14 protein-coding genes are annotated in these 13,239 nt (G+C 44.6%); 3 read left to right on the forward strand and 11 right to left on the reverse strand.

Going from position 1 to position 13,239, the window contains the following annotated elements; genetic code table 11:
• Positions 1-45: 45 nt before the first annotated feature.
• The 11 genes from isdG to NSS80_RS18930 form a co-directional block, all read right to left on the reverse strand.
• Positions 46-1,167, reverse strand: a complete 1,122-nt coding sequence (gene isdG / locus NSS80_RS18880; RefSeq protein ID WP_024427505.1) for a heme oxygenase — start codon at positions 1,165-1,167, stop codon at positions 46-48.
• 1 nt (position 1,168) lies between these two features.
• Entirely contained in the window at positions 1,169-2,182 is a 1,014-nt protein-coding gene (locus tag NSS80_RS18885; RefSeq protein WP_125586876.1) for an iron ABC transporter permease, read from the reverse strand.
• The gene (locus NSS80_RS18890; RefSeq protein WP_024423884.1) at positions 2,179-3,117 is read right to left on the reverse strand and encodes an ABC transporter substrate-binding protein; all 939 of its coding nucleotides are present in this window, start codon (positions 3,115-3,117) and stop codon (positions 2,179-2,181) included. Before NSS80_RS18890 ends, NSS80_RS18885 begins: the two co-directional genes overlap by 4 nt.
• Before the next feature lie 18 nt (positions 3,118-3,135).
• Complete coding sequence (gene srtB / locus NSS80_RS18895) at positions 3,136-3,888, reverse strand: class B sortase (protein ID WP_034281345.1); 753 nt, start codon at positions 3,886-3,888, stop codon at positions 3,136-3,138.
• A gap of 26 nt (positions 3,889-3,914) precedes the next feature.
• Positions 3,915-4,685 carry an ABC transporter ATP-binding protein gene (locus NSS80_RS18900; RefSeq protein WP_024427508.1) on the reverse strand — a complete coding sequence of 257 codons (771 nt, stop codon included), beginning with the start codon at positions 4,683-4,685 and terminating at the stop codon, positions 3,915-3,917.
• Positions 4,672-5,658, reverse strand: a complete 987-nt coding sequence (locus NSS80_RS18905) for an iron ABC transporter permease (protein WP_041118234.1) — start codon at positions 5,656-5,658, stop codon at positions 4,672-4,674. The genes NSS80_RS18900 and NSS80_RS18905 overlap by 14 nt, the downstream gene beginning before the upstream one ends.
• Positions 5,659-5,691: 33 nt before the next feature.
• On the reverse strand, positions 5,692-6,579 hold the full coding sequence (gene isdE, locus NSS80_RS18910) for a heme ABC transporter substrate-binding protein IsdE (protein ID WP_034281348.1): 888 nt from the start codon (positions 6,577-6,579) through the stop codon (positions 5,692-5,694).
• A 75-nt stretch (positions 6,580-6,654) separates the two neighbouring features.
• Positions 6,655-8,466 carry an NEAT domain-containing protein gene (locus tag NSS80_RS18915; RefSeq protein WP_342498385.1) on the reverse strand — a complete coding sequence of 604 codons (1,812 nt, stop codon included), beginning with the start codon at positions 8,464-8,466 and terminating at the stop codon, positions 6,655-6,657.
• 19 nt (positions 8,467-8,485) lie between these two features.
• The gene (isdC, locus tag NSS80_RS18920; protein WP_317221749.1) at positions 8,486-9,139 is read right to left on the reverse strand and encodes a heme uptake protein IsdC; all 654 of its coding nucleotides are present in this window, start codon (positions 9,137-9,139) and stop codon (positions 8,486-8,488) included.
• A 20-nt stretch (positions 9,140-9,159) separates the two neighbouring features.
• Positions 9,160-9,618 (reverse strand): NEAT domain-containing protein, encoded by a 459-nt coding sequence (locus NSS80_RS18925; RefSeq protein WP_044334343.1) that lies wholly within the window; start codon positions 9,616-9,618, stop codon positions 9,160-9,162.
• A 370-nt stretch (positions 9,619-9,988) separates the two neighbouring features.
• A complete protein-coding gene (locus NSS80_RS18930) occupies positions 9,989-10,321 on the reverse strand; it encodes a helix-turn-helix domain-containing protein (RefSeq protein WP_024427514.1) in 333 nt (110 codons plus the stop codon).
• Between the two features lie 177 nt (positions 10,322-10,498).
• On the opposite strand from NSS80_RS18930, the gene NSS80_RS18935 reads away from it, so the two are divergent.
• Genes NSS80_RS18935 through ribD form a run of 3 tightly spaced genes read left to right on the forward strand, consistent with a single transcriptional unit; the run spans position 10,499 to position 13,209 of the window.
• Positions 10,499-11,353, forward strand: a complete 855-nt coding sequence (locus NSS80_RS18935; RefSeq protein ID WP_268420460.1) for a VOC family protein — start codon at positions 10,499-10,501, stop codon at positions 11,351-11,353.
• Positions 11,354-11,369: 16 nt separating this feature from the next.
• Positions 11,370-12,131, forward strand: a complete 762-nt coding sequence (locus NSS80_RS18940; protein ID WP_024427515.1) for a GTP cyclohydrolase II — start codon at positions 11,370-11,372, stop codon at positions 12,129-12,131.
• Positions 12,118-13,209 (forward strand): bifunctional diaminohydroxyphosphoribosylaminopyrimidine deaminase/5-amino-6-(5-phosphoribosylamino)uracil reductase RibD, encoded by a 1,092-nt coding sequence (ribD, locus tag NSS80_RS18945; RefSeq protein ID WP_041118242.1) that lies wholly within the window; start codon positions 12,118-12,120, stop codon positions 13,207-13,209. Before NSS80_RS18940 ends, ribD begins: the two co-directional genes overlap by 14 nt.
• The last annotated feature ends 30 nt before the right edge of the window (positions 13,210-13,239 follow it).

Here is a 13,239-nt window from a genome sequence, read left to right on the forward strand (position 1 = left end):
CAAAAAAATAGCGCTGCATGTGAGCCGCAGCGCTTTGTTTCTATTTTAAGCTTTTTTCTGTAAAGCAGGTCTTGTCACTTGGACTTCATAGTACGTAATTTTGTTTTTTAATAGACCTTCAGGTTTCGCTTTTCCATGAGCGTGTGCATCTCCAAATGCCTGAGACTTTGTCCAGTTCACAAAGTCTTCTTTTCGATTCCAGCGGGTATGAATGGTCACTTCATCGTAATCGGTTGTCTGCTGTGTGACCCAGACTTCCATACCTAAAAATCCTTCCATGAATTCTACTTGTCCCTGCTTGTTAAAACGCTTGACGAGGTGGTCTGCACTGCCTTTTTCTACTCTAACCTGGTTGTTTACAATGATCATGTTTGATTCATCTCCCTTTTGTTGTTGGATCGAAGCGATTGGGATAATGAGCGGATGCTCTCCATCTAGGTGAACCTCTGCCTGAATCCCAAAGACCTCTTTGAAAAAGTTTTCTGTTAATACTTCCTTTGGTGTCCCTATTTGGTAAACCTGACCACGCTTCATTGCAATCAGGCGATCACAATATTTTGCTGCCTGCTGCAGGTCATGAAGAACCATTAAAATGGTGATCCCATGCGTTTCATTCAGCTGTTTGAGCAGCTCTAGTAAATCAAGCTGATGTGCAATATCTAAGTAAGTGGTAGGCTCATCCAAAATAATCGTCTCTGTCTTCTGAGCCAGTGCCATGGCAATATACGCCTTCTGCCTTTCTCCGCCTGACAATGTATGCAGCATCCTGTTTTCATTCACGCGGCTATTTGTCACATCAAGCGCCCACTCTATCGCTTCCTGATCTGTCTTCGAGCTCTTTTTCCAGATCGAACGATGCGGACTGCGTCCAAGTGCAACCAGCTCACGTACTGTCATTGATGGGATGGCCGTTCTCGTCTGCATCAGAACGGCGATTTCTTGTGCAATCTCCTGTGCTGTCATTTCTTTTTGCGGGATATCGTGAATATAAATCATGCCGCTTTCAATCGACGTAAGGCGTGCGGCCGCTTTAATAAACGTCGACTTCCCTGACCCATTCGGTCCAATAATTCCTGTTACACTTCCTTTAGGCACAGCTGCTGAAATAGACGACAATCGAAAGCCTCCTTGACTGAGGCTCACGTCATCCATCGCAATCACATCCAACTTAACCCCTCCCTTTCTTTTTTAATAAATAGAGGAAGAAAGGTGCACCAATACAGGCAAGCAGAATACCAACAGGCAGTTCAACCGGTGTAAACCATACCCGTGCTGCTGTATCAGCAAAAACCACAAGTACGCCGCCGCCAAGCATTGAGATCGGCAGCAGGTAACGGTAGTCATCTCCAATTAAAAGGCGGATAAAATGAGGGACGACAAGACCGACAAATCCAATTAAACCGCTCACGCTTACAGCTGCACCCGCCAAAAGCGCCGCCAGTGCAATTAAGAAAAATCGGGTTCGCTCGACTCTAAGGCCGAGCAGCTGTGCTGAATCATCACCAAGCAAAAGAAGATTTGCCGGCTTGATCGCAAAAAAACAAAGACACAATCCAGCAATCGCATAGGGTGACACAAAGCTCAGGTGATGCCAGCTCCGTCCATTTAATCCTCCTGATAAAAAAGGCAGAACAGCCTGCACACGCTCACTATAAAGCACCATAAATCCATTCATGACCGCACCAAGCAGGGCATTGACTGCCACACCCGCCAGAATCAATTTCAGTGGCGAAACCCCTTGATCGAACGACAAAATATACACAACAAGTGCCGCTAATAAAGCGCCCAGGAATGCAGCCGCTGGAAGCAGATATGTGAATTGAGGAAACACAATCATGCTGAGTACAGCAGCTAACCCACCACCGGCAGTCACACCGATGATCCCGGGGTCAGCGAGTGGATTTCGGACGACTCCTTGTAAAATGGCCCCTGATGCTGCGAGACAGGCCCCGACGATGAAACCTATGAGAACGCGAGGCAGACGTAAATCCATGACGATTTTTTCATGGACTGGCTGGCCTGATCCCGTCAAAGCAGCGATCAAATCTGGCAGCGATAATTGAACAGAACCTAATGCAAGCCCTAGACATATGCCCACACCTAGCGAGAAAAGCAGTCCCGGTATCAGCCATCTTCGTCTCGACTGCCTTTTTTGAAAATCTAACTCTGCATTCACTTTCATGATGACAATCGCTTCAATCTCTTCTCTAGTTCATCAATCGCCTTTATGACGTCTGCGCCTGGGTTCGTCCCGAATAAATCACTAGGCAGAATCTCCACGCGGCCATTTTTGACAGCTGATACGTCGTGCCATGCTGCATTCTGTTTCATTTCACTCATAAAGCCCGCTTTCACATCGTCAGGATTGCTGTGTGTCATGAGCAGAATGAGATCAGGATCGGCTTCGATCACCTTTTCTGCATTAATTTGAGCGTATTGAGGAAATTTTTCGAGTGCCGGTTCATTCTCAGCAATGTTTGCACCCCCAGCGATGTGCAGCAAATCTCCGCTCAAGGATTGGGGAAGTGCCGCCATATATGTGCCGGGTGCACCGTACACAACGAGTGTTTTCACTTTTTTCTTAGGCTGCTTGACCTGCTTTTTTCGCTCATCAATTTGCTCATTGAGTGCTTTAGCCTTTTGCTGCTTTCCGAGCAACTCCCCAAATAACGAGATTTGACGCTGGATGTCCTTCACTGAATTGGCACTTGTCAAAAGAAGCTGTGAATCAATTCCTTCTATTGTAGAGATGTCCTTGCTGTTTAATTGTTCATTTCCAAGCACAACATCAGGCTTTAAGCTTGTGATCAGCTCTACATCAAATTGATGCGTTGTGCCAATCGTTTGTACGGACTTTGCCTTTTGTAAGCTGGCTGGTAGCTCAGCAGTTGGCCGGCCGACCGCCTTACCGCCTAAAGCATACAGAATACTCATGTCCCCGGTCGACAAGGCGACGATACGCTGAGGGGATTCATCAAACGACAGCGTTCTTCCGGTAAAATCCTTTATCTTCAGCGCTCCTTGCCCGCTTCCTTTCTCTACAGGTGCTGCCTGACCGCATCCGCCGAGGAGAAGCATCAAGACGAGTCCCGCTAAGATCACATGTGAAAATTTCAACCGTCTGTCTCTCCTTTTCTAGTAAACTTTCTTTAGCTTTGCCTGTACCACGAGACGCCCGCTTTTAGGTGCAAGCACATGATCACAGGTCGATAAGGTGAGGATGAGGTCATCTGTGGACACGTCTGTCTTCGTTTGATAGATTGATTTCTTCCGCACAGCTTGCAAGTAGTGCGCATATTCGCCAAGATCTTGAAAATCGGTTTGAATATAGTCGAAGTCAACCGTCGTTTCATACACAGCAAAAATCTCCGCTTCATAGCTTTGATACAGCGTATCGTACTGAAATGTCCGGTGCTCTTGGAAGAAATCTTTTTTTAGATAGTTTGTGAGTCCAGCGAACATGGATCCATCCCTCATCCGATGGCCGTACACCACTGTATTTGGGCTTTCATGCAGGACATCATTACGATAATCCATAAAGATACTGCCTGCCCGGGTGTCGTTTTTTAAATAATTGCGAGTTAAGTAGAACGCATTATCGTGAGATTGAACAATCGGATACTGAATCATCGTGTCTTTCATATTGATCCAGCCGACAATGTCCTCATTCACCTTCCGCAGCTCATCAAATGACGAACGGATCTTTCCCTGCTCCCGTTTTTCAGTCATATCTTCTTCATATCCATACATCGTCTGAGCCTTTGCAAGCACCTGGCGATTTTGATAATAACCGAAAAGTTCGAAGCCGATGGCTGTCCCGCTATAAATAAATACGCCTAAACAAACGATCGTCAGCATTCGCTGCCAAAGCCGTTTTCCTCGTTTCACACTGTCTCACCTGCTTTTTGCCCAGCTTATATACCAACAGGCACGATGTACATCCCTGTTTCTGCATCCTGTCTAATCGTGACGGACACATCATAAATGTGCCGCACGTTTTCCTCTGTTAACACATCGTTTGGCTGTCCTTCACTGATAACCTGTCCATCCTTCATCGCTATGATGATATCGCTGTAGCGGACAGCCTGATTCATGTCGTGCAGCACCATGACAATCGTTAATCCATGCACGGCATTCAGTTCACGGATCAGCTCAAGAATGTCAAATTGATAGTAAATATCCAAATAAGTTGTCGGTTCATCTAAGAAAAGGATCGGTGTTTTTTGCGCAAGTGCCATCGCAATCCATACACGCTGCCGCTCTCCACCTGACAGTGAGGCGAGCGGCACCTTTCGTTTGTCCGTTAGCTTTGTACTGGACAGCGCCCACTCTATCGCTCTCTCATCCTCTTCCTTGTCTCCTCCGCGCATCGTCTGGTACGGCGTTCTGCCGAATGCCACGACCCGTTCGATCGTTAAATCAAGCGGCGCTTCATTTTGCTGATGGACGACAGCGAGCTTTTTTGCCAGCTCCTTTGGCTTGAACGTATTCAGCGTTTGCCCGTCTAAGTGAATTTGCCCTTTATTTGGACAATGATTATTCGACATTAAGGAAAGCAGTGTGGATTTTCCCGAGCCATTTGGACCGATAATGGTTGTGATTTTCCCCTTTTCAATCTTTGTTGTGACTGATTGAACGATGTCCTTCTGCTGGTCATATGAGAATGACACCTCACGAATGTCCATGGAGACGGTCCCCCCTTCTTAATAAAAAGATCAGAAACGGCCCGCCAATCACGGCCATGATCGTAGAAGCAGGAATCTCATTTGGCGCCACAAGCGTCCTGCCAAGCGTATCAGCCGTCAAAATAAGCAAAGCCCCGCTTAACGCAGAAAATGGAATCAGTACCCGGTGATCCGAGCCGACAAGCCTTCTTGAAATGTGCGGAATGAGCAAGCCGACAAAGGCGATCACGCCCGCTACTGCAGCTGTCACCGCCGCAAGTAAAACGGCTGTGATGGAAATCAAAAGGCGCATTCTGGTCACACGCAATCCTAAATTTTTCGCTGTCTTGTCCTGAAGAGCCAGGAGGTTGCACCACCTGCTGAAGAAGAGTGCAACGACAAGGCCGGCAACACCATAGACACCGATTAAACGGACATCTCCCCACGTTTTCATCGTGAGATTCGACTGTCCCGACTGATTAATCGTGATATTGAAATAGCTGCAAATGGTCACAAATGCTTCAGCCATTCCAGTAAACATGGCATTGATGGCGATCCCAACCAAGATCATGCGGATTGGGCTTAAACCACCCTTCCAAGACAGAACATACACGAGGAAGCACGCAATAGCTCCGCCTAATACCGAAAATAAAGGAGAGTAGAAATAAAATTGAGGAAGCGCTGTAATCGCCATTAATGAAAAGAAGCTGGCTCCTGATGAAATGCCAATGACGCCGGCATCAGCTAACGGATTCCTCATGACCGACTGTAGCAGTACACCGGAGACAGATAAGGCGGCCCCTGTAAACATCGCGATAAGCATGCGGGGAATTCTCAAATCTTTAATGATTTCTACCTGTGCATGTTGACCGGTGATGAGCCCTTCTAATAATTCAAATGGGGTGACATGAATGCTCCCAGTAATGGCTGAATAAATAAATACGCAGACCAGTAAGAGACTGACTATCAGAAATAAAATCCCTGTTTTTTTCATCTTGAACGTCCTTTTATCATTAAGATTCGCCGCTTATGACGGATACAACATACGAGTCAATTCATCTAATGCTTCTGCTGCCTTTAAATTGCCTGTTGTCCCGAATAAGCTTTCTTCGAGGTCATACACTCGGTCTTGTTTGACCGCATTGAAATGTTTCCAGATGTCATTTGTTTTGAATTCTTCATCAAACATTTGGACGACTTCGTCTGGCATCCCATGTGCGGCCCGGAGAATGATATCTGGATTGGCTTTTTGTAAATATTCCGTATTGGATGCCAAATACTCCATTTTCTCGCCTTTGACAATATTCTTTCCTCCTGCGATACGCACAAGATCACCAATATATGAATTCTCTGTCGCCACCAAATAACTGCCTGGCACACCAAGCAAAATCAGAACGGACGGCTTGCGTTTTCCTTTCGTCCTCTCTTGAATGTCTTTCTTTTTTTGCTCAAACTCTGACACAATGCGTTCAGCCTGCTTCTTTCTGTCATACTGATCTCCAAGCTTCGTGATGGCCTTCTCCATGTCAGCCATGCTCTCGAGATTTAGGTATGTGGCAGGGACACCTGCTTGCTGAAAGGGTGTCTCTAAATCATATTGAAGGGTTGTGACAGAGAGGACATCTGTCGGTTGAAGTGATTGGATGATTTCCATGTCCGGGCTCATTGGGTTACCGACTTCCGGCAGTCCTTTGTAACGAGCTGGCAAGGATTTTTGACTTGTTGGCACCCCGACAAGATCCACCTCTAAAGCATCCATGATCTCCGCAGCAGCTACAGTCGTTGCTACAATGCGCTCACTTGATTCAGCGCTTTTTTTGCCTTTTGCTGAGCTTTCAGCTGACTGTGAGCAGCCCGATAAGATCATGCACACACTGAAGGCAGCGATCAAGGTACATAACATTCGATGCTTCAAAAATAGAAGCCTCCTTTCGAAAAAAGAGAGTGGATGCGCCAGCATAAATGGCGCATCTCACATAAAATAAACAGTCTATCTTGTCCGTGTTTGATATTTTCTGACGAGTACCAATAACGAACCGCCGAATAAAAGAATATACACCCAAAGAAGAGAGGTATCTCCCGTTTTCGGATTCAGCTGTCCAGACTCAGATTTGGTTTGATCATCTGATGGCGTAAATGTCATCTGCTCCGCACCCGTTTCCTCAGGTACTGCATTCTCAAGTTGATTCGTTTGAGAATCGTGATCATTTGGATTTTTGATAAAGCCGATACTCTCATCGTCTCCAATGACCGTTGAAATTCCGCTTCCCTCACCGAGAGCGATACCTTTTGTGTCATAGACGAGTTTGACATCGTACTGCTCATGATAATTCGCAGCTGGAATATCAATCTTTACGCGTGCTGCCTGAGCTCCACTTAAACTTTTTGCTTCATATTGAATGACGCGTGTATCTGCTTTTTGATCTGTCTTCGCGACAAGTGTCTCCTCAAACTTTCCGCCTGTTCCTACTTGGAATGACGTGATCGCTGAGCTGTTCTTCACTGTATATGAAACGAAATGGCGGCCATTTTTTACAACCAGTGTCGCAGGACTCACGACGTAATCGTTCATGCGAGAAAGCTCATCCTTGTCTGCCTTCTTCATTGAGAAAGGAAGCTTGTATACACCATCTTTTAGCTGAGCCGTCTCTTGATTTGCTCCGCCGTTATTTGTTTCTGTTGTTGGTGTGTTTGGTTTTGGTGTTTCTGGTGCAGCTGGTGTTTCTTCCTCTACCACCTGCCCGTCCTTCACTGGAGCGATACTCTTTGAATCAAATTGAAAACGAATATCGTAGGTTTGGTCATAGTTAGCGGCTGCTACTACAATGTGTACTTTTCCTTTGATCTCGTTTTTCAAATCACCTACATCAAATGAAACCACTCTTGTGTTCTTTGCTTCATCCTTGCTGACTGTTTTGGCTTCTTGATAAGAACCGTCTTTCTCTGTTTTCAAAGAAGCGACAGACTTATGGTCCTTCACCGTAAAGGAAATGGTTTGCTTTCCATTTTTGACAGTTAAGGATGCAGGATGTGAGAAGTAATCACTCATTCGAGATGACTCATCCGTATCCCCTTTTAGCACACTGTAATTGATACGATATACGCCATCTTTTAATTGATTTTGCGCGGAATCATCTGGTTTTGTGCCATTATTATTGCCCGGTGTTGTCGGTTGATCGTCTGGCTTTGTACCATTTTGGTCATCCGGTTTTGTTTCGTTATCGTCTGGCTTTGTACCGTTTTGATCATCCGGCTTTGTTTCGTTATCGTCTGGCTTTGCACCGTTTTGGTCATCTGGTTTTGTTTCGTTATCATCTGGTTTTGCAGGCGTAACGAGTGTGAGGCTGCTTTGATCGAATGCAAGCTGTACGTCATATGCTTCGTCATAAATAAAGCCGCCTAAATCCCAGTAAATTTTCACCCAGCCGTTTAATTTCGCTGATAAGTCGTCGACATTAAATTTGATCACACGTGTATTGGCTGTTTCGTCCTCACTGACCGTTTCAGTGGTAACGAGAGCACCATTTTGTTCGACCTTGAAATCTGTTATTTCTTTGCTTTGCTTCAGTGTGACATAGGCTGTTTTCTTGCCATTTTCCACAATCAGCTTAGCTGGCTTTTCTGTATAGGTATCCATCATGGACGCTTCTGTGCTGCCATTTTTTAAAATGGTGAATCCGACTGTGTATTCACCATCAACGAATGATGCCGCTTGAGCTGTTCCTTGAGGAATCTGAAACGCAGTCAACAAACTGAATAAAACGAGCAGAATGGCTGCCTTTAGATGAAAAAGACGTTTCAAATGGTGACACTTCCTTCCGTTAATGCTTGATGATCCACTTTCTTGCTAAAAACCCGCCTGAACATAAGACAAGCACAAGGAGCCACCCTATTTGGCTTGTATCACCAGTTTGGGGATTTTCTTCTTGTTTCGTTGTGGATGAATCAGCTTTGTTCGTTGATTCTTTTGATGGCTGCTGACTTTCTGCTGCACCCGCTGATTGATTTGCACTGTTAGACGAAAGTGACTTGATGCTGCTTTCATCAAATTTCAGCTGAATGGTGTAATCATGATCATAATCAGCAGATTTCACAGTGACATGAATTTTTGACGTGATTGGTTTAGACAAGCTTTGAGTCTGGAACTGAACGAGCCTTGTATTGGCTTTTTTATTTGTTGAGAGAACGGTTGTATCGACATAGCCGCCATTTCCTGGTACTTTAAATTCCGTTACCCAGCTGCTATTTTTAATCGTCATTTGCACTGTCAGGTTCCCATTTTTCACTATCACTTTTGCTGGTTTCAGCCAGTAATCATTTGCCATTGAGACCGCATTTCCTTCAGCTTTCAGCACTGTATAATTGACGGAGTATGTACCATCCTTTAATGCGGCAGCCTGTGCGTTTGAAAAAGGCAGCATAAGTGCCAGTAAAAAAACCGCCATGAAGACTGACAGCCTCATTCTTATTTTCATCAAGCGAATTTCCTCCCTTTCTATTGAACAGATGCCGCATCAAACTTGAGACGAATGTCGTAATTGCCTGTATATCCGATAGCCGGTACAGTCACACTCACTTTTGCTGGTACGACCTCAGTCAGGCTGTTCACATTGAATTCTACTGTCCTCTTATTCGCAGCTGTATTTGTACTAATCACCTTCGCATCTTTGTAGACACCTTGATCGAGCGTCTTAAAGCTTGTGATCCAAGAGCTATTCGTTAACGTGACTTGTGCTTTGATTTTTCCATCCTTGACGACAAGCTTGGCTGGTTTTTCGAAATACGTATTCGCTGTTGAAGTCGAATCGCTATCAGCCTTCCAAACCACATATTGCGCTGAATATTGACCATCTGCTAAGCCAGCTGCTGAGGCTGAGCTAACAGGAGCTAGAGCAAATAATAGAACAAAACTAAGGAATAATAATACGGGTGATGTTGAACGAATGACTTTCATGTGAGCCCTCCTAAATGATATTGATAATTATTCTCAATAGACAATAAAAAAAATAACCTTCATAAGTGCTGGAACACACTTATAGATGATTATGATAATCATTATCAATTGAGTTGAAAAAATAAATCTTTGCTTCCTAAAAGTCAAAGATGTCTGTTTCTAAATGATGGATTGATACGTGTTTTAGGCAATCTGTCCCATTCATAATACCATGGCATAACCTCCATTCCATTACAGGGAAAAGAACCCTCTTCTCCTTGATATTATATAATGCATGAAATGATTGTCAACATCATTTTTCATACTATTGTCTTAGTTTTCTGGAAAATCACACAAAAAAATTTCGATCAGACACACTGATCGAAATGGATTAAGAAGGAACATGTTCCTCTATTTTGCTGTTTTTACGATCTAAAGACCAAGCATACATTTCACGAATAATCGGTTCAATTTTCTTTCCTTGCACTGTTAATTCGTATTCAATCCGTACTGGAATGTCGGGGTATACCTTTTTCTCAACAAGTCCCTCAGCTTCTAAATCCTTCAGCCTTTCTGATAGTAATCTTCCGCTGATGTTCATTTCATTTTCAAGCTGACAAAAACGCTTAGGCCCTGTCAGAAGCTGATTGATGATGAGAATGACCCACTTCTTGCCTAGAATCTCCATGGCATCTGTAATTGGGCAGCCATCTACTTGAGCCATATCTTACTCCCTCCTGCTTTTTTCTCTTTTTTTCATTATAACATAATTAATTACTTGAAATAAGTCACTAACTATTATATAGTTTAGTTACTAAAAGTAACAAGGTATTCATTTTTTATAGATTTTCAAAAACATTTGAACATGCCGATGCATATATCATGAAGGAGATGACCGAGCTTGAAGACAATTGAGCAGCTAAGGCTGGGTGTGACAGAATTACATGTGTCCAGCTTTGATCGTTCTTTACCTTTTTATACAGACATTTTAGGATTTTCTATATTAGAAAAAACAGATTCCACGGTGACACTTGGCAGCAATTCAAAGGAACCGATTCTTTTGTTAAAAGAAGATGCACAGCTCAAAGAGAAGCCTGATCATGAGCCAGGACTTTATCATTTTGCTGTTTTATTACCTACCAGAAAAAATCTGGGCACATGGCTGGCACATGTGATCAAAAAAGGCTATCCTTTAATTGGAGCAAGCGATCACTTTTTCAGTGAAGCCATTTATTTAAGTGATCCTGACGGCATTGGCGTAGAAATTTATGCGGACCGTCCTCAGGACATTTGGGTAGGTGAGCATGGAGAACTGAAAGGTGGCGGAAATTCACCGCTTGATGGAGATGGACTCCTGCAGGAAGCCGCTGATACCACATGGGAAGGACTCCCTGCGGGCACAGTGATGGGACACTTGCATTTCCATCTCAACCCAGAAGAAGCAGATCCTTTTTATGTCCATACGCTCGGTTTTCATATCCGAATGGCTCCACCAGCAAGCCTATTTATCGCCGCTGGTGTATACCACCACCACCTTGCCTTTAATGCATGGGGACGCGGACGAAAAGGAGCCATTGATCCACGTTTCTCAGGAATTAGAAGCTATACACTGGTTTTCCCAGAAGAAGCAGACAGACAATCCGTCATCGAACGCCTGACAAAAGCAGGCACTCAAGTCAACACGACAGGAAAAAGCAGCGAATTTGTTGATCCATTTGGCGTTCTCGTTCGTTTACAGATTGAAGAAACAGACTAAAAAGAAGGTGCAGAATATGGACAAACACACAGAGCTTAAAACAGCCATATTAAAAGATAAAATCAAACGAGTACAGCAAGAAGACGGGTATATATATATCACTGGACCCATTAAACTACCAGTGAATTTAGACGGCAGAACCGTCATGTTTAACTGGTATTCATGGTTAAAAGATGATGGAAAAGAGCCATTGTCAGATGAAGCTTTAATTGAAAGCCTCTCGTCCCGCCAGCTTGCTGATCATCAGCAGTCAAGCGTTCTTGTATATGGGGATTTTGAGCACGCTGACGAAGCTCTTATCCGCATGCATTCCATTTGCCACACTGGCGATATTTTTGGAAGCAAGCGCTGCGACTGTGGATTCCAATTGAAGCAGTCTATGCGAATGATTGAGGACAATGGAGCAGGAGCCCTGTTTTACTTAGCCAATCATGAAGGCCGCGGCATTGGTCTTTTCAGTAAAGCCATGGCTTATATTCTTCAAGAAAACGGCTACGATACAGTAGAAGCGAACGAAGCACTTGGTTTTGAAGATGACACACGTCAATACGAAGAAGCCATTGCCGTTCTTCAAACACTTCGTACAAAGCCGGTCAGACTCATTACCAATAACCCGAAAAAGACAGATGCGATCAGCCATGCAGGTTTATCTCTTTCTGGACGCATTCCGCTTTGGGGAGATGTCTCTGAATTTAACGAAAAATACTTGCAGACAAAAATCAACCGCTCAGGTCACATGAAGGCGGAGCAAGAGGTGCGTACGATTGCCACATCATGAGCGATATATGAAGCTAGCCCTTGATAATGCACGGGCAATGAAAGGTCAGACATCTCCGAATCCGCTCGTCGGGGCTGTGATTGTGCGAGAGAATGAAATTGTTGGAGTCGGTGCTCATATGAAAGCCGGTGAACCACATGCTGAAATTCATGCACTCAACATGGCCGGAGACAAAGCAAAAGGAGCCACTATTTATGTGACCCTCGAGCCTTGTTCCCACCATGGACGCACAGGCCCTTGCGCAGAAGCACTTGTAAAAGCCGGCGTCGAAACTGTTGTCGTGGCAGCACTTGATCCGAATCCGCTTGTCGCTGGCCGCGGGATTGCCATTTTACAAGACGCAGGCATTCAAGTCATCACGGGCGTACTTGAACAAGAATCCATTCTGATGAATGAAGTATTTAATCACTTTATTACGAAAAAAACACCTTTTGTGACGCTCAAAGCAGGCATTACCTTAGATGGAAAAATCGCCTCTGCCACGTCTGACAGCAAGTGGATTACATCTGAGACATCCCGTTGTGATGCTCACCATATCCGCAGTATCAATGATGCGATTTTGGTCGGTGCTCAAACCGTCATTCACGATGATCCTTCATTAACTGCGCGGATTCCAAATGGGAATAATCCGATTCGAATTGTCTTAGACTCTAAGCTGTCAACACCACTGACAGCAAAGATCGTCACGGATCAGATGGCACCTACATGGATTTTTACAACAAAGCAAGCCGATAAGGAAAAACGAGCGGCCTTAGAAGAAGCTGGCGTCCGTGTCTTTATGACAGACAGTGACACGCGGGTGCCCCTGAAAGAAGTGCTTCAAGTGCTGGGAGAAAAAAATATCTCCTCTCTCATGATTGAAGGCGGCGGCCAGATTAACGCCTCGTTCTTAGAACAGCAGCTTGTAGATAAACTCGTCATCTATATGGCGCCTAAGCTCATTGGCGGACGACTTTCCCCTTCCTTTTTCGGAGGCGAAGGCATACGCCTCATGAGTGATGCCATTGAACTGGATCAACTCGCAGTGGAACCGCTTGGAAAAGATATTAAAATGACGGGCTATCCCGTTTATCAATAACAAATAGGCTGTCGAGATTTCTTCGACAGC

It is taken from the genome of Bacillus sp. FSL M8-0350, assembly GCF_038593345.1.
GTDB lineage: Bacteria > Bacillota > Bacilli > Bacillales > Bacillaceae > Bacillus > Bacillus safensis.

Coding starts and splice junctions, on each gene's coding strand:
- NSS80_RS18885 (WP_125586876.1), bottom strand. CDS start 2,182: ATGAAAGTGAATGCAGAGTTAGATTTTCAAAAAAGGCAGTCGAGACGA.
- NSS80_RS18900 (WP_024427508.1), bottom strand. CDS start 4,685: ATGGACATTCGTGAGGTGTCATTCTCATATGACCAGCAGAAGGACATC.
- NSS80_RS18905 (WP_041118234.1), bottom strand. CDS start 5,658: ATGAAAAAAACAGGGATTTTATTTCTGATAGTCAGTCTCTTACTGGTC.
- isdC (WP_317221749.1), bottom strand. CDS start 9,139: ATGAAAATAAGAATGAGGCTGTCAGTCTTCATGGCGGTTTTTTTACTG.
- NSS80_RS18925 (WP_044334343.1), bottom strand. CDS start 9,618: ATGAAAGTCATTCGTTCAACATCACCCGTATTATTATTCCTTAGTTTT.
- NSS80_RS18930 (WP_024427514.1), bottom strand. CDS start 10,321: ATGGCTCAAGTAGATGGCTGCCCAATTACAGATGCCATGGAGATTCTA.
- NSS80_RS18940 (WP_024427515.1), top strand. CDS start 11,370: ATGGACAAACACACAGAGCTTAAAACAGCCATATTAAAAGATAAAATC.